The sequence below is a fragment of the Priestia sp. YIM B13489 genome, from assembly GCF_042787645.1.
Taxonomy (GTDB): Bacteria; Bacillota; Bacilli; order Bacillales; family Bacillaceae_H; genus Priestia; species Priestia megaterium.
The window spans coordinates 3973222-3998070 of record NZ_JBHZOQ010000053.1 but is presented as its reverse complement, the minus strand read 5'-3'; the positions used below and the strand labels follow the sequence as shown (position 1 = coordinate 3998070).

Genomic DNA, 24849 nt, shown 5'->3' with positions numbered 1-24849 from the left:
GAGAGAACAACATGTCAAACAGAAGACTCGTCATTGCCGGTACTGGAAGTGGCGTAGGGAAAACAACACTTACAATCGGGCTGATGGCAGCATTAAGACAAGCTGGTTACAGAGTTCAAGGGTTTAAATGCGGACCCGATTATATTGATCCAACGTATCATACGGCTGTTACAGAACGAACGTCTCGAAATATAGACAGCTGGATGCTTGAACACGATATGGTTAGAGAAATTGTCGCTCGTGCTAGTGAAGATGCTGATATTTCCATCATGGAAGGAGTTATGGGATTTTTCGATGGGAAAAACCCGTTAACGAACGAAGGAACAACAGCAGAAATCAGCTTAATCACCAATAGCCCTGTCCTTTTAGTTGTCAATTGTGCTAGTATGGCTAGAAGTGCAGCGGCGATTGTAAAAGGGTTTCAGCAATTTTTACCGGAAGCTAACATCGTTGGTGTAATTGCTAACCGGGTTGGAAGTGAAGGACATTATAAACTTGTTAAGGCAGCGATTGAGCAGGAATGTCATATCCCTGTAGTAGGCTACTTGAAAAGAAACGATGATCTTACGATTCCTGAACGTCACCTCGGGCTCATTCCGTCGATTGAACGAGGAGAGTTAACACCGTTTTTTGAACAGTTAGGAAAGCTTGTTCATGATACAATTGATATCGAAAAAGTATATGAACTGGCTTTAGCTCCTAAAATAGAAATTAATGATCCTATCTTTACAAAGCCGTCCGTACCTCAAGTGAAAATTGCTGTAGCGAGAGATGCCGCTTTTAACTTTTATTATGAAGAAAATTTCGAATTGTTAAAAGCTTACGGAGCAGAGCTTGTAGAATTTTCGCCTTTAAAAGGAGAAGTGGTTCCACAAGATGCTGACGGTCTTTATATAGGAGGCGGATTTCCAGAAGAATTTGCTGAAACGCTGGCTCAGCAAATCGACGTTAAAAATTCTGTTCGAGCAGCTATTCAAAAAGGGATTCCTACGCTTGCTGAGTGCGGAGGGTTTATGTTCTTAACAGATGCTATTGTCACGACAGATGATACATGCCATGAAATGGTGGGGCTTATTCCCGGACAAGTAAGAATGCAGACAAAATTAGCTGCTTTAGGGTACCGAGAAGTGACGGGAAAGCAGGGGAATTTTTTATTTAAAGGCGATATACAAGCTAAAGGCCATGAATTTCATTATTCAACCTTTCATTCAGAGAAAGAGTTTTCGCCTGCCTATGATACAAAAGGGATGCGAGGAATGAAAGAAGAAGGCTATATGAACAATAATTTAATTGCCGGCTATACGCACTTTCATTTCGGCTCTTCTATGAAGATGGTAGAAAACTGGGTGGAACAGTGTAAAGCGGTAAAAAAAGAAAGAAGAGATGCCGTGTGACAGTTGGAAAAGTATATTTAGTAGGAGCTGGACCAGGAGATCCGAAGCTAATAACCGTATATGGAATGGAGTGTATTCAAGAAGCGGATGTTATTTTATATGACCGCTTAGCCAACGAACAGTTGTTAAACTATGCTAAAAAAGACGCGGAGCTTATTTTTTGCGGGAAATTACCGGGTAAGCACGGAGTCATCCAAGATCGTATTCACGAACTGCTTGTTGAAAAAGCGCTTCAAGGAAAAGTAGTGACGCGCTTAAAAGGAGGCGATCCTTTTGTGTTTGGCCGCGGAGCAGAGGAAGCGGAAGTGCTTGCTACTCAAGGAATTCCTTACGAAGTCGTGCCTGGTATAACGTCAGGAATTGCAGCTCCAGCTTATGCAGGAATTCCTGTTACCCATAGAGATCATGCCACTTCTTTTGCGATTGTAACGGGTCATGGAAGAGAAGAAAAAGGAAAAGATTATTTAAATTGGTCAGCGCTTGCTCAAGGAATAGATACAATTGCCTTTTATATGGGCGTTGGAAATTTACCTCATATATGCAAGCAGTTGATGGACCATGGACGAGATAAACATACGCCAGTAGCGCTTGTTCAATGGGGCACAACGAAGTATCAGCGCACCGTAACAGGAACGCTTGCCACAATCGAAGAAATAGCAAAAAAAGCAGAAATTGCTCATCCTGCCATTGTGCTTGTAGGTGAAGTTGTGACAATTAGAGAAAAAATAAAATGGTTCGAAGAAAGAGCGGAAAATATTCTGCTTTAACGTTAAAAGGAGGAGACAATATGACGATTATTTCACAGCTAAAAGAACGAAGAGCGGTACGAGATCATGAAGCGCGTGAAGTGGAAAAAGAGAAAATCGAACAGCTGCTTGAAGCAGCGACGTGGGCTCCAAATGACCGAATGAGAGAGCCTTGGAGCTTTTATGTGATTCAAGGAGAAGCAAAAAAGAAGTATGAAGAACTGGCTGAAGCTTATTTAAAGGAGCGCTTTCCTACAAAGCCTCATTTAGTAGAAAGTTCGTTAAAAGCAGTAAAAAATACGCCTGTACATATCGTCGTAACAGCTGACACAGTTGAAGGAGACGATGAAGCCACTGAAGACAACAAATATGCGGTTTCATGCGCGATTCATTCCATGTGGCTAGCGGCTAAAGAACTAGGTCTTGGATTCGTTTGGAGAACAAGAGGCGTTGGTCTTGTTCGAGACGAGAGATTACATGAGTTTATTGGCAACCCTTCAGGTAAAGTCGTAGTAGGAAACGTATTTCTAGGCTATCCAAATGAAGAGTCTCTTACAAAAATGAAAGAGCCTGCTAGAACACCGTTTACAGAAAAAACAACATGGCTGTAAACTGAAATTCGAAGAAAAAGAGGTTTTTAGATTGAAAGACAAACGGGGTCTTACGTTAATTTATACCGGAGACGGTAAAGGAAAAACAACCGCTGCTTTAGGTCTTGCGTTGCGCGCTACGGGACGCGGACAAAAAGTATTAATGATTCAATTTATTAAATCTCCTCAGCGTACATATGGCGAAAAGCTGATGTTTGACAGAATAGGAATTGAAATGATTCAAACAGGAGTCGGCTTCACGTGGACAAAAACACCGCCTGAACATCGTGAAGCTTTGCAAAAAGCTTGGGCGCTAACGAAGGAAAAAGTCTTCTCGAACGAATATGATGTAGTTATTTTAGACGAGTTAAATAATGCACTGGCTATCGAGAAATTTCCTATTGATGATGTGCTACCGCTACACGAAGTAATTGACCTTATTCAAAAGCGCCCTGAGCATATGCATTTGGTCATTACCGGGCGTTCTGCCAAAAAAGAAGTGATGGATGCAGCAGATCTTGTGACGGAAATGAAGCCTCATAAACATTATTATGATGAAGGAATTCCTGCTGTAAAAGGAATTGAATTTTAAAAAGCCCTCAGTGAAGAGGGCTTTTTTTATTGAGCAGGGGCATCTACTTTTTCAGCTTGCCAGTAAAATTGGCTAATGACATCAGACAGTGCTTTTGTTGTGTTGGTTAGTTCATCAAAGTTATTATCAACTCCGCCCACTTCAATTAAAATCGCATTTTTAGAAACATCTTGGTTATATACACCGTTACCGCTGGATTTGTTTTTGCCAATAACTCCGCGGCTTAACCCAGGATATTTCTTTTCAAGACCTTCATGAAGCGCTTTTGCCATTTTTAAGTTTTGTTCAAAGTTTTGATTCGCTTTCCCTAAAACAAACACAACTTTTGCATACGATTTATTGTTAATCTTAATGGTTGTATTATCTTTTCGAAGCGAATCTCGGTGCAAATCGATAAAGTAAGTTAAATCTCTATTCTCAGTCATCGCCGTTTCAATTACTGTGCGAGACATGGCGTACGATTGGTTGGTGTTCCAGCCTTTTTCTTTTAATTTCTGTCCAATATTGGTTTGATCCACTTCTGCCCCAATTCCCTGAGCCTCTAAATCTTTTCCTAGCATATTTGCGACTATATTAATATTGGTTTTACTATCTACAGCTTTATTAGCATCTGGATCACCTTCAAGTCCTAACAGAGGCAAGTAAGATTCCCAGCTGTGCGTATGATAAATATAAAATACCTTTTTTCCGCCAGTTGTATTATTATTTGGAGCATTCGTACCATCGTTATCTTTAGGTTGCTGAACTTTTGTAGTAGAATTTCTTTCTTTTAGCGTTTCATCTAACGGTGGTGCAGATTCTCTAGGGAAGTTTGTGAAATTTGTGCCTTCACCGGCGATGATAATATTGGAGTCGTAAATACTGAATCCAGGCAGTTCTGAACCAAATAAGCTTCTCGCGTCTTCTGCTCGAATACTTGTTGATAACTCTAGCAGTGTAGAAGAAAGACCTGGAGGCGAATAATTTTTATCAAAAGCCGTTGAAAAGTGGTGGTTTTCCTGGCTCATCAAATAATAAAGGCTTTCTGCTTTATGCTTCGATAACGTTTGATAGACAATAGAAGAATTGAACTGTTCTTTAAATGCTGAGTAACTTACTAGAACAATGATAGATGATGTCATTAAAACAATGGATAAAATAACAAGAACCATCTTATATGTTAACACTACAAAATTGGCGCGATTACTAGATTTCAATGGCGAAATCTCCTCTCTATGTCAGCATCAGGCTAATAGGTATGAAGGACTTTGCTAATCTAGTAATGATTATATGAATGGAGATTTCTAATTATGATAAGCATTTAATAGAGAAAGTAGTCTTCAAAATCAAAAAAGAAGAATCACGCGAGATATAATCTCATATTCTCAGTGATTCTTCTTCAAATAGACGTCGAATGGCTTCACCTTTTGGAGTGAGGCTGAATCCTTTTTTCTCTTTTTTAAGCAGCTGATAGTTTTGTAATTCTTGTAAATACGTAACAATGCGCTTGCGCTTCACGGAACTTAATAATCCAAATGCAGGTATTTTATCGAGCTCTTTTTGACGAATACTGTTAGTAGAAACACCTTCTAAAATTTGTACGTAACTCTGCTGAGTTTCCGTGTTCTTTAAGGTATCTATAAGCGTTAGTAACCGTAGCATTTGGTTTGAATCAAAAGTTATTTGACCGATTTCTAGCGGAGTCGAAAGCAGGTCCTGACGCTGCTTATGAAGTTCATTTTCTATCTTAGCGCCTATTTCTGTCAGTTTCTTTTCTATTTCGTTTGGGTCCATATAACATGTAAATTTGTTTGTTTCCTGCAGCAGGGTGACATCTGGAAAATCCCATTGCGAAAACCATTGAATGGAACCAACTTCGAGATTTGCATTCGGTGTTTTTACTTGTAATACCTTTTGAATGAAAGAAAGAAAGGGCTCGTTTTCCTGTAAAACTTGTCTTTGATTAAGTTGATAAGTGGTTAGGCTGCACAATTTGTCTTGGATTTCTTTGATGTGCACTTCATGATGCTTTAAAAGACTTTTCCATTTAAAAAAGACCAGTAGTTTTTGAATCACTTCTTCATTTTCATCTATAATCTCTTCGAACTGCCGCTGAGTTGTAGCTAAGCGTTTCGCTGCTAGCACTACATTATACTCATCATCGAGTGAAATAGCATTATTTGTAACATCATATGTTACGGAGAGACCTCTGTTTTCTGAAGCTAAGCGAATGATCTCGTTTTCTCCGTGAACAGTTAATACCGTATCTTCCGTATCTGAAAATCCTCTCTCAAAGGCGGTGAAAGGAAGAGATCGAAAAGGTCTCATAATGATTTCAATCCGATTGCGCCAAAAAGCAATTTGCTCAGGGTTTTTCATAATAAAAAGCAAAGGTGATTTTTTTGATTGTTCAATTGCTTCAATCACATCTGCATTTCGATGATAAAGGGAAATGAGCGGATGTTTGAAGAAACACTTATTAATATGTTGAATCCATTCTTCTTTGGAAGAATCATGTATCCTAGCACAAAACATGTAATCTTTCATAATACTTCCGAGGTAGTTTTCCAACTCATTTTTAGTTAAAACCGTAAAATCTTGAGAATAAAACTCATCATGATGAATAGGAATGCCGCGATTCTTATTATATTCTTTCCATAGAAATGAAGTCGGTTTCCAAAAGTGAGGATAAACGTCTTCATTTTTATCAATTGCGACAGGAAAACCGCCCCTATGACTTCCATATAAGAACGTTTGAAAAAGGACTATATCTTCTTGAGATAACTCATTCATTGCTCGCTCAAAGTAGTCATTTAAACGTCCAAGCAGCCCTTTAGTATGTTTACTTCCTACGGACCGAATCGATTTATTTTTGCGTCCGAGCGGAAGGAATGTTAAGTGGTTGTAAGCTGTAAAATCAACAGGCAAATTTTCTGGTAAAGTCATTTGTCTAACTCCTTTCATTTATTGAGTATTTTACCTATTAAAGAAGAGAAGAAAAAGTTTTAGTGTGTCTTGAATATAAGAGTTATTTTTTAAAATTTTCTGTTAATTAATCTGTAGAAATCAAGAAAAGGGATTCAAAGTAATTTTGAATGGGTATAGTAATAAAAATTTTGACACATATTATCGAATATATATGAATGTTGTCAAAAAAAACAACAAAAGTGATGATTCATCCAAAGGAGGAAGCTTATGGATAATAAAGGTCCGTTTAAAAAGACGATATCCCTATTAGATTTAACATTGATTGGATTGGGGGCTATTTTTGGCTCCGCTTGGCTGTTTGCCGTTAGTAATGTGGCTACGCAAGCCGGTCCTGCAGGAAGTTTTTCTTGGGTTATTGGTGGAGTTATTATTTTATTAATAGGCCTTGTATACGCTGAGCTAGGGGCTGCCTTGCCTCGTACAGGAGGAATTATTCGGTATCCTGTTTATTCACACGGTCATCTTGTAGGCTATATGATTTCATTTATTACTATTGTAGCGTACACTAGCTTAATCGCTATCGAAGTAACAGCTGTGAGACAGTATGTGGCCTACTGGTTTCCAGGTTTAACAAAATCCGGATCTGATTCACCGACGATATCTGGATGGATTCTACAATTTGTGTTGCTTTGCTTATTCTTTTTACTCAATTACTGGAGTGTAAAAGCATTTGCAAAATCGAATATTATCATTTCTATTTTTAAATATTTTGTACCGCTTACAGTAATCGTAACGCTGGCATTTTATTTTAAGTCAGGAAACTTTACGATGGGAGAGTTTGCTCCCGGGGGGTTTGATGGTATCCAGGCCGCCATTGCCACAGGCGGGGTTATGTTTGCCTACTTAGGCCTTCATCCAATTGTATCTGTAGCTGGAGAGGTAAAAAATCCTCAGCGTAATATTCCAATTGCTCTTGTGATTTGTATCATTCTAGCAGCTCTCATTTATACTGCCCTACAAGTATTGTTTATCGGAGCTATTCCATCTGACATGATTAAAGGCGGTTGGTCCGGCATTCAAGATAAATTCTCACTGCCATTTAAAGACATCGCTGTTGTTCTTGGCCTTGGCTGGCTAGCAACACTTGTTATTTTAGACGCTATTTTATCACCGGGTGGTAACGGTAATATTTTTATGAATACAACATCTAGACTTATCTATGCTTGGTCTCGTAACGGTACGTTATTTAAAACGTTTGCTCATGTGGATAAAAAAACAGGGATTCCTCGATCATCTCTATGGCTTTCATTAGGACTTTCGATTTTTTGGACACTGCCATTTCCTTCATGGAATGCACTCGTAAACGTATGCTCTGTTGCGCTTATTCTTTCTTACGCGATTGCACCAATTTCATCAGCGGCCTTTATGGTGAACGCAAAAGATTTGGAAAAGCCTTTTAAATTAAGAGGAATGAGTATAATTGGTCCATTATCCTTTATTTTTGCTTCCTTTATTGTCTACTGGTCAGGATGGAAGACTATTTCATGGCTGTTAACTTCTCAATTGGTTATGTTTGTTATATATTTGATTTTTGCTAAATATGTGCCTAAAAACGAAGTAAGTCTTCGTCAGCAGATTAAATCAACTTGGTGGTTAGTTGCTTATTATATCATCATGCTCTTTATTTCTTATATTGGTTCGTTCGGCGGAGGAAAGGGTTTGATCGATACGCCTGTAGACTTAATTATCATAGCGGTCGTATCTCTTGGGATTTATTATTGGGCTAAATATACGGGCCTTCCAAAAGCGCTTATTGATTACGATCACCATCCTGAACAGGAAGAAAAAGCACCTGTATAACCTGTAAAGCAGCGATATTCGCTGCTTTTTTCTATGTTATTTGAACATGAAATTCTAAAGTTTGTCGTATAATTTAGTAGGAAAGAAGGAATTAGCACATTATTGTTTAATTAATGTAATGTAACCGTTTTAAATCCAACGCTTGGAGGAAGAGTATGATTGAAAAAATAATAAATTCACTTCGAAAGCGGCTGTGGGAAAACAATAATGTTATAGAAGTGTGTAAAAATGAAGGAGAAGTATACAGAACCACATGTACTTTTTTTGATGGAGTAAGCAAGAATCAACTGAATGTTTTTGAAGATGAAATGCATGTATCACTTCCTGAAGACTACAAGCAGTTTTTGCAGCTAACAAATGGGTGTAATTTGTTCATTGATGCTGACAAAAAAATAGCAGGGAATCTTTATAGCTTAGAAGATGTAAGAGAAACAGCTTATAAAAGTCAGAGTCTCTATATGACAATTGGGTCTGTTGGAGAAGAAGAGATTATCATTGACTCCAAAAAATCAGCGCACTCTGCATATATAATAGTAAAAAAGCGGAACGCATCGTTTCAAGATGCACATGTATTACATATGAATTTTCAGAAATGGCTGGATTGTTTTATAGTGAGTCAAGGGAATTGTTTTTGGCACTGGAATGAGCTTTGTAATAAAGTTCATTCAACGGACAAAAAGACGACCGCTCAATAATATTATCTTCTCGAACTTAAAAGCAGAGCGTATAATCGTTCTGCTTTTTGTATAGTCATTATAAGCTAGAACAGCGAAGCGATTCTAAAAGGTTATGAGTATGATTGTATAGAAATTGTCTAATGTCTGAGTTGTGAATAAGTTTGGTCCTAAAGCATTAGTCACTCCAGGTCTTGTGCTCGTTATCCTATCTCTTGTACTTTTTAGTCAACTTTCTACTTCTACGAGTGCAGCTTATGTCGTTGCGCTGCAATTGGTATTTCGATGGTGTTGCTGCCTGCATAGACTACCGGGGTATATCAGCTCTCTAAGCAGCTGTATCCCTATGGCACAGCAATAATGAATACATTACAACAAGTGCTGGAGCAATTGGAACTGCGCTATTTGTCGGTATTATGTCTTCTGGAAAAGAGAGGTACGTAAAAGGGGTAAATGAATCAAATACAGCTTTAGCAAAAGTGAATGGACTGATTTCCGGATTGCAGCAAGCATTTTTTATTGCTGCTATCGTTGAAGTGATTGTCCTGATCTTATCTTTTTTTCTAAAACGAACTCAAGCTCCAGAAAATTCTTCGGCAGGAGTTCCTATCAAATAAACGAGCACACTAGTGTGCTCGTTTATTTATATAGAAGGAAGACGTTCCCAACCGTATGCTTCGTCTTCAACTTTAGTTTCTCCAAACTGACTTGTGCGATTCAAGATTTTTTTGCCGCCTGATTTTTTATAAAACTGAACGGCTTTCTTATTTTTCTTCATAGCCCAAATAATCATAGACGTATATTGCTGATCAGCAAATTCTTTTACTGAATGAGAAAATAGAAGGTGACCAATTCCTTGGTTTTGCACTTCCTTGCAAACGTATAGCGCGTATATTTCAGCACGGGACAAATGAGGCTTACCTGCTGAAAAGCCGACAATCTTTTCTCGTTCATCGATAGCGAGCAAAATAAAATGAGAAGGCTCGGTAAGAAAAAGGGACCATTTTTCTCTACTTTGTTCATAAGATAAGCTTTTTAAATAAGCATCAGGTACTAATCCTTTGTATGTAATGCGCCAGCTGTCAACGTACAGACGGGCAACAGAAGGGATGTGAGAGGAAGTAGCTTTAATAATTTTCATTAAAAAATCTCCTTTTTTAAAATATTAAGGCATATAGTATACCTTTCAGCCTAAGAATATTATGAAAAATAGATCATAATTTTCCAGTAATTCATAAAATGGTAAAAAAGGTGGTGTTCATTCTCACTCTATCACGGTAAAGTGAGAATATACATTTGTTTTGTTGTTTTAATTTTTGCTATATGTATAATGTCTAACGATCTATTTGTTATTCACCTTTACTAGTCTATCAAATAGTTTTGTTAAAGCCAAAGGGGCATAGGGTAAGTAATGTCAATTCAGCTTCGTTTTATTTTAACGTATATCAGTATTGTGTTTGTCTTTATTATTTTGCTTTTTTTATCGGGCTTTCTCATTTTCTTCTCCATTACTGGAGACGCCGATTTTGTAAGAAAACTGTACAGTCACTCCTATGAGTATAAATTGTTAACGCCAGAAGAAGAAAATGCATTCTTGGATTTAAAGTTATTGAGTGAAGAAAAACCGGAGCAGCTGCTGCGTCCGGAGACGGTTAAAAAATATGAATTTGAAAATATTGATATTGTGATTCAAAAAAACAAAGAGGTTGTATATGCTTCAGAATCCATTAAAGGAGAAAACCTTCGTAAATACTTGCCAAAGCATCAAAAAAGTAAAGGAAATCATTCGTATCAGCAGGACATGCTGCGCATAGGCAAGCAGTACTTTACATATATCAACCTTGATTTTCCTTTCTCGAATCAAGAAAAAGGAAGCATTTACGTTTTGCGAAAAATCAGCCCTTATGTAGGCATTATTAATCGAATTTTCCCTTTTTTAATCTTTCTACTATTAATTTTAGTAATTGTGATTATTGGATTTATAAACTATCTTGTTTCAAGAAGCATTATTAAACCCATTCGTGAATTAAAAGAAGCGGCTGAAAAAATAAAACAAGGTGATCTTCACTTTGAAATCTCTGCTAATTCAAAGGATGAAATAGGCGAATTAACGCAAGCTTTTGAAGAAATGAGGCAAAAACTAAAATCTTCTGTTGAACTGCAAATTCAGTATGAAGATAACCGTAAACAGCTGCTTTCAAGTATTTCACACGATCTGCGAACTCCTATTACTTCCATTGTAGGGTATGTAGAAGGAATTCAAGATGGAGTAGCTAATACGCCAGATAAGCTTTCTAAATATTTGTTAACGATTTCAACGAAAGCAAAAGACATGAATGCGTTAATCGATGAGCTGTTTTTATTTTCTAAATTGGATTTGCACGAAATTCCATTTGTGTTTAAAAAACTTAATATTTCAGCATTTATGGAAAGTTATGTGCAAGAGCTTCAGTTTGAAATGAGCGAACATGATATTGATGTTTTATTTTCTAATGATTCTCTAACGACACTGTATGCAAAGGCAGATGCTGAGCAGCTGCGAAGAGTTTTAATAAATTTAACAACCAATAGTATTAAATTTATGGATAAAGAAAGAAAAAGAATCGATATCGTTCTTTCTGCTACCGAAAGCGAACTCATTATTGAAGTGAAAGACAATGGCGCAGGGATTTCACCGGAAGCATTAGCGCATATTTTTGACCGGTTTTATCGAGCAGAACAGTCCCGCAACAGCAATACTGGAGGAAGTGGACTTGGACTGGCCATTGCAAAACAAATTGTTGAACGCCACGGGGGAGACATCTGGGCACTAAGTAAGCTTGGCGAAGGAACAAGTATTTTCTTTTCTTTGCAAAAAATGAATGAAAATGGTGATACATATGAAGAAGATATTGTTAGTTGAAGATGAAGTAAGTATTGCTGAATTGCAAAGAGATTATTTAGAAATTAACGATTTTGAAATAGACGTTCAATATAGCGGTGATAAGGGATTAGAAAAAGCGTTAAATGAACATTTTGATCTGGTTATTTTGGATATTATGCTCCCTAAAGTGAGCGGATTTGAAGTGTGCAAGCAAATTCGAGCTGCAAAAGATATACCAATCATTTTAGTTTCAGCTAAAAAAGAAGAAATCGATAAAATTAGAGGGCTCGGGCTAGGTGCAGATGACTATATTACCAAGCCATTCAGCCCTGGGGAGCTGGTTGCAAGAGTCAAAGCGCATTTAGCGAGATATGAAAGACTCTCTGATAAGCAGGAAAAGCGTATGATTCGTATTCATGGTTTAGCGATTGACACGCTCGCTAGAAGAGTATTTGTGAATGACAAAGAAGTGTTTTTTACAGCGAAGGAATTCGATTTGCTGAAGTTTATCGTTTCTCATCCAAATCAAGTATTAAGTAAAGAACATCTATTTGAAAAAATTTGGGGATTTGATTCTTCAGGAGATATTTCAACCGTAACAGTTCACATTCGAAAACTAAGAGAAAAGTTAGAAGAAAACCCAGCAGATCCTCAGTACCTAGAAACGGTTTGGGGAGCAGGGTACCGGTTTAATATTTAAAAAAAAGAGATGCGAACGATTAATCGTTCGGATCTCTTTTTTATTACGTAGTAACGATTCTATGACGAGCTTTAATCTTACTCACGGGAGGTTCGGAAGAAAATATATTTTTTTCACCGATTTTATCATATAGACCGGTTGACTTTAACATTTCTTTCGGCTGGTGCTGTAAGCCAGAAATAACGACTTGGCTATGCGAATCTTTCAAACGTTCGACCACCTTCGATAGTAAAGCTTCTCCAGATGTATCAATAAAGGAGACTTGGCTCATTCGAAGCAATAAAACTTTCGGTTTCGCTTCAGCGATCTTATCGAAGGAATCTTCTAATACTTCAGCTGATCCAAAGAAAAGAGATCCTTGCATGGTATATTCCATCAAATCAGATTTGTGAGCGTTTTCAGATGTTTCCGCTAAAACCTTTGAAATCTTTAGTGATCCGCTCATTCGTTTCACAAACATAACAATAGCTAAAAGTAGACCCACGCCTACACCTGTTGTTAAATCGATTGAAACTGTTAATAAAAACGTAGCTACAAGTACAAATGAATCAGCTGACTTGGTTTTTAAAATATGCGCAAATTCTTTACGCTCACTCATATTCCAAGCCACAAACATTAAAATAGGTGCCATACTTGCCAGCGGAATGTTTGATGCATAAGGAGCTAGCATCACAAGGACCAATAAAACAACTAAGCCGTGTATGACTCCTGATAACGGAGAAGCTGCGCCGTTTTTGATATTAGTAGCCGTTCTGGCAATGGCACCAGTTGCTGGAATTCCGCCAAATAGCGAGGTAGCGATATTAGCAATTCCTTGGCCGACAAGCTCTTTATTGCTATTATGCTTGGTTTTAGCCATATTATCAGCAACAACAGCCGATAGTAAAGATTCAATACCTCCAAGCATTGCAATTACGCAGGCGGCCGGAAATAGCATCACGATGTTATCCCAAGTTAAATCTGGGAAGCTAAAAGATGGTAGTTTGCTCGGAATGGCACCGTAAGTAGAGCCAATCGTTGCAACTTTTCCTGGGAACAGTGTAATGGCTACAAGTGTGGAGACAAGAAGACCTAGAAGGGCACCGGGAATTTTAGGTAAAAACTTTGGCGTTGTAATCACGATAGCTAAACAAATAGCGGCTATGATGACGCTGTAAATGTTAATCGTTGCAATTTTTCGTAGGATTTCAATCATATTTAAATGAAATTCCTCATGTTTTGCAATTCCTTTTAATCCTAGAAAATTAGCGATCTGACCTGAGAAGATAATAATCGCAATTCCTGCTGTAAATCCAATCGTTACAGGGCGCGGAATAAACTTTATAAATTTCCCTAGCTTAAATATTCCGAGAAGCGTAATCATAATTCCAGCCATAAAGCCGGCAATAATGAGGTTCTCATAACCATACTGCATGACAACTCCAAGCAGCACCGGAACAAATGCACCTGTTGGACCTGCAATTTGAAATTTCGATCCGCCTAATATTGAAACCATAATCCCTGCGATAATGGTTGTATAAATCCCGTATTCAGGTCTTACACCAGAAGCGATGGCAAAGGCCATTGCTAAAGGAATAGCAACGACCCCAACAACCAAACCGGCGATAATGTCTTTTTGTAAATGCCCTGCTGAATAGCCTTGAAATCGGTTATCTTTTAGCATTCGATAAAATCCTCCTTCATGAGCTTACGGTTTCAGCTCGGTCTTGGGAATAGCCGTTGACAACGACGTCAAGTTTTCCTGTTGAAGGATGAATAACCATTCCAGAAACAAGCACGTCTTTCGGTAATAAAGGGTGATTTCGAATCATATCCACACTGTTTTCGACACTATCTTCTACACATTCAAACCCAGTCAGCCATGATTCTAAATCAATACCGGCATATTTTAGATTACGAATTTGTTCCGCGCTGATCCCTCTTTGTTCAGCAGAGGCTAAAATAGCTTCAGCTTTCATGCCCGTCATTCCACATTCATGATGACCGATGACACATACTTCATCAGCTTGCAAAGCGTAGACGGCAACTAATATACTTCTCATGACGCTGCCAAAGGGATGGGAGATAACAGCTCCGGCATTTTTCACTATTTTTGCATCTCCATTTTTTAGCCCCATGGCTTTAGGAAGTAATTCTAACAAACGTGTATCCATACAAGTTAAGATCACTATTTTTTTGTTAGGAAATTTGGATGTTTGAAAAGCCTCGAATTGATTATTTGTTACAAATTTTTCATTAAACTTTAAAACTTCAGATAGACAAGTCATTGTTTTCCTCCTGCGTTATTTATTTTTAACTTATTTTTTAGTCTAAAGATAAAGTTTAAAAACGAACTAAATAAAATATTAAAATTTTCTTAAAATATTCAGAAAAAACTTATAAATAAATCACATTTATATGCGTGAAATTATGTAAACGTATTCATTCTTTGTTTTCACGAAAAATAGGAATTATATGTTAAAATGGTACAAAGTTGGAATTGTCTAGAAGAATGGTAGAGAGGAGGAAGGCAAAAGTGAAGGCTCTTATAGCAATAGGCCTTATTTTTTGTTGTTTAGTAGGGTGCAGTTCTAATGCTCAAGTCACCAACGACAAAGAAATGGGGAAGAATATTCAGCAATCATTTGAAAAAAAAGGTGTAAGGTCAGTGGATGTATCGAAGTTAAGTGATTTTAAATGGGAAAAAGGATATTTATTAACAAACAAAAGCAAGAAAGCCGACGTAGAAAAACTTGTAAACGCACCGATCAGTGAAGAGGTAATGAAAAAAATATCTGCTGCTAATCAAATGCTTGTGTTTGTACACGAAGGAGAAGTTGTCCGCTATGTAGAACTACCTCAAGATTTCATAGCGCATGATAAAAACCAACTTGAATTTTCATCTTCTCATTCTGAACTAAAACTTAATAAAAAAAGGGAGGGCAAGCCTATAAAAGCAGGAGATAAAACGTTAAGTTCAGAAGATGCTTTAGCTGTAGAATCAATTATGAAACAAATTCAATGGAAAAAAGCTGATTACAGCATCGCTCTTGATCCAGATGTACAGCTTACTTATGAAGGAGTCGTATACAATGTACGATTCACCGCCGAGAGTGCGGAACTTACTTCTAAAAGAAGAGGGGTATACGGTAAAGTAACAGGAGAAACAGCACAGCAGCTATATGACCTATTGATGTAACCTATTGATTTATCAATAGGTTTTTTTGTGCACATATTTTTTAAATTTACATAAAATGTCTTACTGTTATTGACATTAACGTTAACGTTAATCTATAATAGTAATATAGAGTTGACGTTAACGTTAATGTTAAAGGGAGGTGAAGGGGAAAGCATGTATTTAATCGATGACGTGACGAAAATGACCGGTTTGACCAAGCGTGCTCTTCGGTATTATGAAGAGATTGGACTCATTTTGCCCCCGCAGCGTACAAAAGGAAATGCACGGATTTATTCCGAAGAAGAGGTAAAAGAACTAAGAAAAGTAGCAGAAGCAAAAGAAGTTCTTGGTTTTTCTTTACAGGAGCTGCAGCAGTTTATGTCGCTCAAAAGAATGATTGAAGAAAGAAGTCAGCAGCAAGGATTATCAGCGAAAGAGATAACTAAAATAGAAAATTTACTGGAAAATCAAATCAAGATGATTGAATTTAAAGTGGTTAAAATGCAGGCATTTAAAACAGAATTAAAAGAAATGCGAGAATCTGCTATGGAAATACATGAAAAAACAAAAACAAAAGGAGAGATGAAAGAGTGGAAGGACAGCATTCAAATAACCGATTAGGTCAAATTATTACGGTAGTAGCTACTTTTTTAGCATTTATGGGAATCGGGGTAGTAGATCCGATTTTACCGGAGATTGCTAAACAAATTGGAGCTTCTCATTGGCAAGTAGAAATGTTATTTACTTCCTATTTGTTAATGATGGCGATTATGATGATTCCAGCAGGCATCTTAGCATCACGTGTAGGAGACAAGCGTTTGATGGTAACAGGACTTATCATTGTGACGATTTTTGCAGCACTATGCGGGTTTTCTAACAATATTCCTCAGCTTTCTATTTTCCGAGCAGGATGGGGACTTGGTAATTCGTTTTTCTTTGCAACAGCTATGACGCTGCTTATTGCATTATCAGGTGAAGTGAAAAAAGCAGTAGGATTATATGAAGCTGCGATTGGTTTGGGAATGGCCGGAGGACCGCTTGTAGGAGGCGTGTTAGGAAATGCTTCTTGGAGATTGCCGTTTTTCGGTACAAGTGCTTTAATTTTTATCGCCTTTATTTTAGTATTAACGATTGTTAAACAGCCTGCAAGCACTAAGCCTCGTAAAGCAGCGGGTTTTAAAGACATGGTAAAACTTTATAAATTAAAACCATTTACTCAAGGCGCTGTATCAGGCATGCTTTATTACTACGGGTTTTTTACAGTGTTAGCTTATACGCCGCTTATTCTATCGATCGGAGCTCTTCAAATTGGCTTTGTTTTCTTTGGATGGGGATTATGTTTAGCTTATGGCTCAGCGGTTTTAGCACATCAGTTAGAGAAAAGATATCAGCCAAAACAAGTGTTACATGTTAGCTTAATTGTTTTTTCACTTATTTTAATTTGTTTATTTGCCTTTGATGCAACATGGTTGCGCATTGTCTTAATCATGGCAGCAGGTCTTGTATCAGGACTTAATAATGCATTATTTACGAGTCATGTAATGGAAGTATCTCCTTATGAACGAGGAATTACATCTGGAGGATATAATTTCTTAAGATGGTTAGGCGCAGCGTTTGCTCCTTTATTGTCAGGAGTTATCGGCAATGCCGTAGCGCCTCAAGCTCCTTTTCTCGTAGCGGCGATTCTTGGGTTGCTAGCTTTTGTTATTATGGTTATAAAAGTAAAAACAACTTCTCAAACGAATGAAGCTGTATCTAAATAAACGTTGAAATAAAAGGCTTTTTCTTGTGAAAAGCCTTTTATTTTGTTTTATGTTATAATAGTAAAAACGTTTTTAATCATAAAAATGAAACTCTATACCAACTTGTACGTATACTTTATATGTACATAAATCTTTTTAGGAGCGTGATGCCCATGGCCACCTGTCAAAATTGTAATCATAAATGGAACTGGAGGACAACCTTTAAACAACTGTTAACATTTAGAAACGTTTTAGAATGCCCACACTGTGACAAACAACAGTATATCTCTGCAAAATCCCAAAAGCGATTATCAATCTACTCATTTGCACCCCTTATTATTTGGCTTATTCTCTCACTATTTGACTTTTCCTTTCCATCCATTGTTGTCGCGGAGCTTATTTTCTTCATAGCAGCGGTTGTTATGATGCCACTTTCTTATGAAGTAAGCAGCGAAGAAGAACCCTTGTGGTAATAGAAAAACCTTCCGTTAAAACGGAAGGTTTTTCTATGCGGCTTTACCGTCTAGCTGTTCTCCGTGATGGCGCTGATAATACACCCACCCAGCATTCAATAGTAGAAGAACACTGGTTGTTAAGAATACGTAAGGAATTCCTTTAGCTCCGGCAATTTGTCCGCCAATGACTGGACCAGCTAAATTCCCAAAATATTGCGCTGTTTGATTATAGCCAAACATTTTGCCTGTAATCGAGTCCGGTACAATTTTCTTTAAATAAGAATTAATAGAAGGTAATAATCCTCCCATTGCAAAACCGAGTAAAAAACGAAGTAAGAATAGCTGCCAAGTACTATGCACAAAGGCCTGTAAGCCGCAAATCACCGCTACGATAAGCAGGCATATTTGAAGCACATTTTGAGGACCCACGCGATCGCTGACTTTGCCAAGTTTTGATGCAGCTAAAATATTTGAAATTCCTGTTGCCGCTACGACAAAGCCTGAAATAAGGGCAAGGTGATCGGTATGAGTAGACAGTTGTTTTACATACAGTGTAACGATTGGCTGAATAGCCATAACTGCAAGCTGCAGTAAAAAAGTTGTAACAAATACACCAATCACGGCCTTTGAATTTTTAAGAGACAGTAACCCAATGTTAGATTCTTTCGTTGTTTTCGCCGTCTCTTTTTTGTCTTCTTGAATTAAATTTACAATTAAAAAAGACAAAAACATAAATGCACCCGTCACGAAAAAGACGTGGCGTAGCCCGATTGTATCTCCTAAGTAGCCGCCTACTAGCGGTCCTAATAAAGATCCTGATACAGCCCCTGTAGACAACGTGCCTAATGCTTTACCGCTGTGCTCTTTAGGTGTTTGAGTCGCTACTAACGTAATGGCTGCAGAGATGAAGCCGGAAACGGCCCCCATTAAAAAGCGCAGTCCGACAAGCTGATAGACATTTTGCACAAAACCAATGGAAGTCATAACAACTGCCATACCCAAGCTTGCGCGAAGGAGCATAAGCTTTCGCCCATATTTATCGGCTAAGCTCCCCCATAAAGGAGAAACAATAGCCGCCATTAAAAAGGTAGATCCAAAGGCAATACCAGCCCATCTGCTGATGGAGCTTGTATCGTGAACTCCCAGCTTTTCAATATAAAGCGGTAAAAACGGAATAACTAAACTCATCCCGGCTGTGGTGCAAAAAGAACCGAACCAGCAAATGTACAAGTTTCGTTTCCATAATTCCATTCTATTTCCTTCTTTCGTTGTGCCGCATGGCGTGAAAACAACAAAAGAGCGAAACCATACGGCCTGCTCTTTTAGCATACATGCAGCATCTTTTTATCAGTTTAAATTATACCATATATCAGAAATATTTAAAAATAAAATGATTCACTTAGTGAACTATTAACGTGAAGTGAAAATAGAAAGGGGTACAGTTTTACGTTAGGGTTTTTTAGCCGCTTGAAGATGGTAATAATTCGTTCTTTTCGGGTATAATGTGGCGTGAAGCGTCCTCAATTTATTTTCGTTTGAGCATTTATTTATAATAGAAGACATATAAAAAGACGGTGGTATGTAAATGACTAAAAAAGAAAATGAATCCATTTATATTCAGCAGCATTTGGCAAATGAACGAACGTATTTAGCGTGGATTCGAACGTCTATTGCCACACTCGGCATTGGCTTTGTTGCAGGCGGCCTACATTTCAATTCCGGAAAAACATTAAGTGAAGCAGCCGATACTCTTATTATTGCTGTTATTATCTTTTCTTTAGCTGCAAGTGCAGGTTTGCTTCTCTTCTCAACCTATCATTATTTTTCAACCCGCAAAAAAATTAACAGCCAAACGTATCAATCTTCTCACGCTTTGGTTATTTTTGTTTTAATGATTATGCTGATGCTGATCGGTGCTCTTATGTTTTACTTTTTTAACATAGCGTAAAAAAGTTTAAGAAGTAAGAAAAAAGGGAAAGCAGTCCCAAAGAATTTATGGTTTTATGAAAGGAAAAGAAGATCTATTAATATGGTGGTAATGGCAGATGTAATTATAATAATATCTTCTTTATGAACCGGCTGTATAATTTTACAGGTTAAATTCTTTGTCAACCGTGGATAATGGAAAAGGAAAGCTTTATAAGCCGAAACTTATCCAATACATGTTGAACATAAAAATTGAATATGAATTTCACTACAGAGTGAAGCGAAAGTAAAGGAGAACGCTGTTATGATTCAAACATCTAAGACCGTTGCCGCTCGTTTTTTTACGGAGCGTTTCTTTGATCAGGCTGCTCAAACAGCCTACTATTTTTTGTTATCTTTTGTACCGTTTATTATCTTTCTTTTTTCTCTGCTGAGTTTCTTTCCAATTGATACAAACAATTTGCTGGTATTTATTGAACCATTTACGCCTAAAAGCGCCTATGACGTAATTGAACGGTCAATTGAAACAGTTAACAATAGCGGGAAAAAGGTTTTATCTTTTAGTTTATTGGCGACTTTTTGGCTCGCATCTATGGCTATACAATCTTTGGTTCGCTCGTTAAATGACGCGTATCATATTCAAAGAAAACAAACGTTTTTGCGCGGTTTAATCAATGATTTAATTTTAACTTTTGGTTTTATGGTTGTGGTAGCTATTTCATTATTTGTACCAATTATTGAAGAGGTCATTCGACATCTGGTACTAACAAAAGTCCATGTTCCTGACATATGGTTTCAAAGCTGGACGACAATTAGATGGGGAATTGGGACATTATTTTTATTAGGCTTTTTTATTCTTTTTTACAAACTGATGCCAAGCGCAAGAGTAACGTGGAAAGATGTACTTCCAGGAGCTGTTTTCTCCACGCTAGGATGGCAAGTTGTATCTACCGGATTTGGATACTATGTCCAGTTTGGAAGCTACTCGCAAATCTATGGTCAGCTTGGAAGTATTATCATTTTAATGGTCTGGTTTTATTTAACGGCCGCTATTTTATTAATTGGCGGTTTAATAAATGGTAATAAGTTCATCAAAGCTCACAAGACAACGTATAGAGACGCGGAAAATGACTAGGGAAACCTAGTCGTTTTTTTTATATTCAGTTTTACAGTTAGAAAGTTTATCAAAAAAATATTGCAGGTAACTATTGAATATCTCGTTGCCTTCCCTTTACACACAACAAAAAAGCAGTAGGAGTTCACGTTGAGATGAGGTGGAAAATTGAATAATTTTAATCGGTTTTTAATCGCAATTATTGGAATTGCAGGACTGATTTGTTCCGGTATGTTAGCACTGATGGTTTATAGGGTTCCTCACCTTTCAAACTGGTTAAAAAAGTGGCGGCATCAGGAGTGGTTTTACTACACAATTTTATCAATAAGCGCATTTTTAGCAGTTATTTTTATTATTTTTCTTTTAACAGGCATATTTAGCAGACCGCCTAAAAAGAATTTAGCAATTGTAACTGGTGAAGGCAAAATAACAATTTCTAAAGCAACGATCGAATCTACAGCTTTACGAGCAATTAGAAGCTTTCAGGGAATACGCTCTCCTGAAGTCCAGGCATCTATTCATTCTCGCAAAGAAAAAGTTAGTCTGTATATCAACTGTTCGTTGTTTGGACGAGATGGACTACCAACACTAGGAAAAGAAATGCAGCTTGAAACAAAACGCGCCGTGGAGGCCTTACTGGAGCTTCCCGTTCACTCCGTCCGTATTGACTTAACAGATACACAAACACGAAAGAAAGAGCGTGTTGTGTGATGAAGGAGGGACATAATGAGTACTCCAGATAAATTGATTGCGTACCGTGGCCGAGTACTTGGTATTCTGGCAGGTTTAGTGTTGGCAATTTTGCTATTAACAATTGGTTTTGGTCCCACGCTGCTAATTGTAGCTTTTATGGGAATTGGTTATGTAATTGGGAAGTGGCGAGACGGTCATTTAGATATAAATGCTTGGGTAGGATTCTTTATTAAAGGAAGATAGAAAATCACTTTAAGGGAGATGTTAATTATGGCAGTTAATGAAACAAATACAGCAGTAAAATCTCAGGAAAATACACATCAAAATACATTAACATTTGAAGATCAAGTCATTAAAAAAATTGCTGGAATTGCAGCTAATGAAATTAAAGGAATTTTATCAATGAGCGGCGGATTTATGAGCGGGTTAACAGATCGCTTCCGCAGCACTGAAGATATCACAAAAGGGATTAACGCTGAAGTAGGAGAAAAGCGAGTTGCCCTTGATTTAAAAGTAATTGTCGAATACGGAAAAAATGTTCCAGCCATTTTCTCTGAAACTGTTAATAATGTGAAAAAATCAGTTCATGATATGACGGGATTAGAGGTAGTAGAAGTAAATATGCATGTAGAGGACGTAATGACTCGCTCTGAATTTGAAGCGAAAACGGATCGAGACAAAGAGCAGGAGTCAAAGAGTGATCTTGAATAAAATATAAGAGGTAAACACTTCCATTCATCATATATTCTTTGTATGATGAATGAGAAGTGTTTTTTTATGGGAGGGAGAATTCTATGATTTTGGTTAGTTCCTGCCTAGCAGGTCAAGCTTGCAGATATAATGGAAGCAGTGCCTTAGTTGAGGAAATTGAAGCGCTCGTTGAAAATAAAGAAGCGGTGATGATGTGCCCGGAACTGTTAGGTGGATTTCACACGCCTAGAGAACCGGCAGAAATTATAAAAGGAACGGGGATAGACGTAATAAACGGAAATGCGCGAGTTATTGAACGATCGGGAAAAGACGTGACAGACATATACATAGACGGGGCCTATAAGGCACTGAGCATCGCAAAAGAAATAAAAGCTACTGTTATTGTACTAAAAGAAAACAGCCCTTCATGTGGAAGTGAACATATATATAACGGGGCATTTTCAAACGTTAAAATAGCAGGTGAAGGGGTAACGACTGCATTGCTAAGAAAGCATGGTTTTATCGTCATGTCCGAATCTCAATTTACAGCTGAAATGCATGGAGACCCATCATAATCAAAAAAAGCGTACACTATATGTGTACGCTTCTTTTATAAAAGCTTATTTACTGTGAAGCGTATCTGCTGTGCTTTCTGTTCGTGTTACCGCATAAAGAGAGCAGAAAAGACCAAGCAAAACAAAAATAGACCCGACCCAGCCGTTATAAATAACAGAGTATTGATTAACGACAATTCCTCCAACATAGGAGCCGATCGCAATTCCTACGTGTGAAATCGCTGCATTAGTGCTGATTAAAATGTCCGACGTGTCGCGTGCACTATGGATAATTAAATTGCTTTGAGCTGGTGAAACCGCCCAGCTGAGCGCACTCCAAATGATCATAAGAAGCAAGAACACAATAAATGGTAAATGAACGCCAAAAGGCATAGCAATCATGCTAACAAAAAAGAGAGCAATCATGGTGATAACAGATGAAGAAGGGTTCCATTTATCAGAAACAGCTCCTCCAAGTCCTCCTCCTGCCACGGCAGCAAGACCAAAAATACCATAAATAATGGTCACCATCGTTGTATTTAATCCTAGCGTTTCTTGTAAAAATGGTGTGAAGTACGCATAAAGCGTTAAATGGCCCGCAAGTACAAATAATGTTGCTAGGTGAATAGCGAGCATCTTTTTATTGCGTAAAGCTTTTACCTGAGTTTTTAACGGTACAATTGGAGCAGGAGCTAGACGCTCCATTGTAAACCAAACGGTAATCATAATAATGGCAGTCAAAATTGCAATCATAACAAATACTTCACGCCAGCCAAGCGCATTTCCAATCAAAATACCAAGAGGAATGCCTAAAACAAGTGAGCCGCTGATTCCCATAAATACGATGCCAATTGCTCTGCCTTGGTATTCAGGTTTTACCATTCTAGAAGCCATTGTGGTAGATAATACAATGATAAAAGAACCGCTCGCAGCAGCAAGAATACGTCCAATCAGTAGCATATAATAGCCCGAACTGTAGGCTGAAAATACATTGCTCAATAAGAAAATAAATAATGTCCACATATAAACTTTTTTACGCTCTATCTTAGCCGTCACATTTAGTAAAATCGGCGCAGACAAGGCATAAACAAACGAATAAATAGAGATTAAATAACCTGCTTTTGCTAATGATACATGAAATGCATCGGCAATTAAGTCTAAGATGCCTCCTAGAATTAATTCGACCGTTCCAACAACAAAGGAAGCAATCGCAAGTATGTAAACTTTTTTATTCATCAAAAAACCCCCTCTTTAAAAAGTTACAACTAGAATAGTAACCTTTTTTAGAAAGGATTTCAATAGGTAATATTAAAAAGGTTACTAATGAATTAGTAACCTTTTTAATATCGCAGTCGAGTAAGCAGCTCCATGATCTCAGAATCTTGAAGAAGCTGCTCTTGATATTTCTTTGTAATATGGGTAAGTGCGACGTCATGATAAAAGAAATCAGCAAAAACTTTTACAAGCGGCTGCGACATGGTTTTTATTGCTTTCCATGTCTCATGTTCAATGCCGGCAAATAAAAGATAAGCATCGTCAACAATAATCAACTGCGACGGCTCAAGGTTTTTATGATCATCTATTGGATTTAATGTATGTAAATGTTTGAGGGCAGTCTGCAAGTTTCCTATGGTTAAGACCTCGACGTTTACGCCTTGTTTCTCTTTTTCTTCTAGCAATGAGCGGTAATGTTCTAACTCATCATTCCATGCGGATAAAATAATAGAAGATTCCGCTTCGTCAATCAATTGTTCAATGTGAGCAGAAATAGAGGATTTATCTTTTAAACTCCAAACATGATCATCTGTAAACGTTTTTTTAATTTTATATGTTTTTAATTCATTAATGTCATTTTCAAAATCAGCAGTAAGTTTTTGAATGACGGTTTGAAGGGCTACCGCTGAGTAAAGTTTCTTTTTCCCGGACAATGTATTTACTACAATACCTTTATCAATTAAACGATTAAGCACTTCATAAATTTTTGCTTTTGGAACATGCGAATACGTAACAATCGAACTAGCATCCAGCGGGCCATCATTCGCAAGCAGCGCTTCATATACTTGACTTTCATACTGAGAAAAACCAAATTTTTGCAGCATAATTTTCTATTCATCATCCTTTCTTTTTTTAAGTATATCACGGTTTGTAAAAGTATTACTAATTGTATCAGATGTAATAATCTTATTAAACTA

At 37.5% G+C, this 24849-nt stretch carries 27 protein-coding genes; 19 read left to right on the top strand and 8 right to left on the bottom strand.

Features of this window, described 5'->3' with window-relative positions; all coding sequences use genetic code 11:
• Positions 1-11: 11 nt before the first annotated feature.
• Genes ACFX4W_RS26515 through cobO form a run of 4 tightly spaced genes read left to right on the top strand, consistent with a single transcriptional unit; the run spans position 12 to position 3322 of the window.
• A complete protein-coding gene (locus ACFX4W_RS26515) occupies positions 12-1394 on the top strand; it encodes a cobyrinic acid a,c-diamide synthase CobB (RefSeq protein ID WP_043982891.1) in 1383 nt (460 codons plus the stop codon).
• Positions 1391-2161 (top strand): uroporphyrinogen-III C-methyltransferase, encoded by a 771-nt coding sequence (gene cobA, locus ACFX4W_RS26510; RefSeq protein WP_013057306.1) that lies wholly within the window; start codon positions 1391-1393, stop codon positions 2159-2161. The genes ACFX4W_RS26515 and cobA overlap by 4 nt, the downstream gene beginning before the upstream one ends.
• Positions 2162-2181: 20 nt before the next feature.
• Complete coding sequence (locus tag ACFX4W_RS26505) at positions 2182-2751, top strand: nitroreductase family protein (RefSeq protein ID WP_043982889.1); 570 nt, start codon at positions 2182-2184, stop codon at positions 2749-2751.
• A 31-nt stretch (positions 2752-2782) separates the two neighbouring features.
• Positions 2783-3322, top strand: coding sequence for a cob(I)yrinic acid a,c-diamide adenosyltransferase (gene cobO, locus ACFX4W_RS26500; RefSeq protein ID WP_013057304.1), 540 nt, complete (start codon positions 2783-2785; stop codon positions 3320-3322).
• A 26-nt stretch (positions 3323-3348) separates the two neighbouring features.
• Here the strand turns inward: cobO and spoIIP are convergent, their stop codons facing one another.
• Together spoIIP and ACFX4W_RS26490 are read right to left on the bottom strand one after the other, a co-directional pair.
• Positions 3349-4518 (bottom strand): stage II sporulation protein P, encoded by a 1170-nt coding sequence (spoIIP, locus tag ACFX4W_RS26495; RefSeq protein WP_043982887.1) that lies wholly within the window; start codon positions 4516-4518, stop codon positions 3349-3351.
• Positions 4519-4678: 160 nt separating this feature from the next.
• Positions 4679-6247 (bottom strand): RQC-minor-2 family DNA-binding protein, encoded by a 1569-nt coding sequence (locus ACFX4W_RS26490; protein ID WP_043982886.1) that lies wholly within the window; start codon positions 6245-6247, stop codon positions 4679-4681.
• A gap of 249 nt (positions 6248-6496) precedes the next feature.
• Here ACFX4W_RS26490 and ACFX4W_RS26485 point away from each other — a divergent pair, with 249 nt between their 5' ends.
• The 3 genes from ACFX4W_RS26485 (at position 6497) to ACFX4W_RS26475 (ending at position 9380) form a co-directional block, all read left to right on the top strand.
• Complete coding sequence (locus tag ACFX4W_RS26485) at positions 6497-8089, top strand: APC family permease (RefSeq protein WP_043982885.1); 1593 nt, start codon at positions 6497-6499, stop codon at positions 8087-8089.
• A 155-nt stretch (positions 8090-8244) separates the two neighbouring features.
• Positions 8245-8784: an SMI1/KNR4 family protein gene (locus ACFX4W_RS26480; RefSeq protein WP_043982883.1), complete on the top strand. Its 540-nt coding sequence runs from the start codon at positions 8245-8247 to the stop codon at positions 8782-8784.
• Between the two features lie 395 nt (positions 8785-9179).
• Positions 9180-9380: a hypothetical protein gene (locus ACFX4W_RS26475; protein ID WP_043982881.1), complete on the top strand. Its 201-nt coding sequence runs from the start codon at positions 9180-9182 to the stop codon at positions 9378-9380.
• Positions 9381-9406: 26 nt separating this feature from the next.
• On the opposite strand, the gene ACFX4W_RS26470 is transcribed toward ACFX4W_RS26475, so the two are convergent.
• Positions 9407-9904 carry a GNAT family N-acetyltransferase gene (locus tag ACFX4W_RS26470; RefSeq protein ID WP_043982879.1) on the bottom strand — a complete coding sequence of 166 codons (498 nt, stop codon included), beginning with the start codon at positions 9902-9904 and terminating at the stop codon, positions 9407-9409.
• 270 nt (positions 9905-10174) lie between these two features.
• Between ACFX4W_RS26470 and ACFX4W_RS26465 the strand changes: the two genes are divergently transcribed.
• Both ACFX4W_RS26465 and ACFX4W_RS26460 read left to right on the top strand, forming a co-directional pair.
• Entirely contained in the window at positions 10175-11665 is a 1491-nt protein-coding gene (locus tag ACFX4W_RS26465; protein ID WP_043982877.1) for a sensor histidine kinase, read from the top strand.
• The gene (locus ACFX4W_RS26460; RefSeq protein ID WP_028408317.1) at positions 11643-12326 is read left to right on the top strand and encodes a response regulator transcription factor; all 684 of its coding nucleotides are present in this window, start codon (positions 11643-11645) and stop codon (positions 12324-12326) included. Before ACFX4W_RS26465 ends, ACFX4W_RS26460 begins: the two co-directional genes overlap by 23 nt.
• Positions 12327-12369: 43 nt before the next feature.
• On the opposite strand, the gene ACFX4W_RS26455 is transcribed toward ACFX4W_RS26460, so the two are convergent.
• Both ACFX4W_RS26455 and ACFX4W_RS26450 read right to left on the bottom strand, forming a co-directional pair.
• Positions 12370-13989 carry a SulP family inorganic anion transporter gene (locus ACFX4W_RS26455; protein WP_074896526.1) on the bottom strand — a complete coding sequence of 540 codons (1620 nt, stop codon included), beginning with the start codon at positions 13987-13989 and terminating at the stop codon, positions 12370-12372.
• A gap of 16 nt (positions 13990-14005) precedes the next feature.
• On the bottom strand, positions 14006-14593 hold the full coding sequence (locus ACFX4W_RS26450) for a beta-class carbonic anhydrase (RefSeq protein ID WP_043982872.1): 588 nt from the start codon (positions 14591-14593) through the stop codon (positions 14006-14008).
• Positions 14594-14841: 248 nt separating this feature from the next.
• On the opposite strand from ACFX4W_RS26450, the gene ACFX4W_RS26445 reads away from it, so the two are divergent.
• The 4 genes from ACFX4W_RS26445 to ACFX4W_RS26430 all read left to right on the top strand — a co-directional run bounded on the left by ACFX4W_RS26445 (position 14842) and on the right by ACFX4W_RS26430 (position 17698).
• A complete protein-coding gene (locus tag ACFX4W_RS26445; protein ID WP_237074968.1) occupies positions 14842-15504 on the top strand; it encodes a hypothetical protein in 663 nt (220 codons plus the stop codon).
• Between the two features lie 153 nt (positions 15505-15657).
• Positions 15658-16104 (top strand): MerR family transcriptional regulator, encoded by a 447-nt coding sequence (locus tag ACFX4W_RS26440; RefSeq protein ID WP_043982869.1) that lies wholly within the window; start codon positions 15658-15660, stop codon positions 16102-16104.
• Positions 16074-17246 (top strand): MFS transporter, encoded by a 1173-nt coding sequence (locus tag ACFX4W_RS26435; protein ID WP_043982867.1) that lies wholly within the window; start codon positions 16074-16076, stop codon positions 17244-17246. Before ACFX4W_RS26440 ends, ACFX4W_RS26435 begins: the two co-directional genes overlap by 31 nt.
• A 152-nt stretch (positions 17247-17398) precedes the next feature.
• Positions 17399-17698, top strand: coding sequence for a TIGR04104 family putative zinc finger protein (locus tag ACFX4W_RS26430; protein ID WP_016764349.1), 300 nt, complete (start codon positions 17399-17401; stop codon positions 17696-17698).
• A gap of 33 nt (positions 17699-17731) precedes the next feature.
• Here the strand turns inward: ACFX4W_RS26430 and ACFX4W_RS26425 are convergent, their stop codons facing one another.
• On the bottom strand, positions 17732-18931 hold the full coding sequence (locus ACFX4W_RS26425) for a multidrug efflux MFS transporter (protein ID WP_043983117.1): 1200 nt from the start codon (positions 18929-18931) through the stop codon (positions 17732-17734).
• 334 nt (positions 18932-19265) lie between these two features.
• On the opposite strand from ACFX4W_RS26425, the gene ACFX4W_RS26420 reads away from it, so the two are divergent.
• The 6 genes from ACFX4W_RS26420 (at position 19266) to ACFX4W_RS26395 (ending at position 22678) form a co-directional block, all read left to right on the top strand.
• Complete coding sequence (locus ACFX4W_RS26420) at positions 19266-19628, top strand: YidH family protein (RefSeq protein ID WP_043982866.1); 363 nt, start codon at positions 19266-19268, stop codon at positions 19626-19628.
• A 282-nt stretch (positions 19629-19910) separates the two neighbouring features.
• On the top strand, positions 19911-20741 hold the full coding sequence (locus tag ACFX4W_RS26415) for a YihY/virulence factor BrkB family protein (protein ID WP_014459853.1): 831 nt from the start codon (positions 19911-19913) through the stop codon (positions 20739-20741).
• Between the two features lie 147 nt (positions 20742-20888).
• Positions 20889-21431, top strand: a complete 543-nt coding sequence (amaP, locus tag ACFX4W_RS26410; protein ID WP_043982865.1) for an alkaline shock response membrane anchor protein AmaP — start codon at positions 20889-20891, stop codon at positions 21429-21431.
• A 15-nt stretch (positions 21432-21446) separates the two neighbouring features.
• On the top strand, positions 21447-21656 hold the full coding sequence (locus ACFX4W_RS26405) for a DUF2273 domain-containing protein (RefSeq protein ID WP_043982864.1): 210 nt from the start codon (positions 21447-21449) through the stop codon (positions 21654-21656).
• A gap of 27 nt (positions 21657-21683) precedes the next feature.
• Positions 21684-22124, top strand: a complete 441-nt coding sequence (locus ACFX4W_RS26400) for an Asp23/Gls24 family envelope stress response protein (RefSeq protein ID WP_043982863.1) — start codon at positions 21684-21686, stop codon at positions 22122-22124.
• A gap of 83 nt (positions 22125-22207) precedes the next feature.
• Positions 22208-22678 (top strand): 2-thiouracil desulfurase family protein, encoded by a 471-nt coding sequence (locus ACFX4W_RS26395; protein ID WP_043982861.1) that lies wholly within the window; start codon positions 22208-22210, stop codon positions 22676-22678.
• Between the two features lie 45 nt (positions 22679-22723).
• On the opposite strand, the gene ACFX4W_RS26390 is transcribed toward ACFX4W_RS26395, so the two are convergent.
• Together ACFX4W_RS26390 and ACFX4W_RS26385 are read right to left on the bottom strand one after the other, a co-directional pair.
• Positions 22724-23893 (bottom strand): MFS transporter, encoded by a 1170-nt coding sequence (locus ACFX4W_RS26390; RefSeq protein WP_043982860.1) that lies wholly within the window; start codon positions 23891-23893, stop codon positions 22724-22726.
• Positions 23894-23997: 104 nt separating this feature from the next.
• Positions 23998-24756 carry a TrmB family transcriptional regulator gene (locus tag ACFX4W_RS26385; protein ID WP_013083389.1) on the bottom strand — a complete coding sequence of 253 codons (759 nt, stop codon included), beginning with the start codon at positions 24754-24756 and terminating at the stop codon, positions 23998-24000.
• Between the last annotated feature and the right edge of the window lie 93 nt (positions 24757-24849).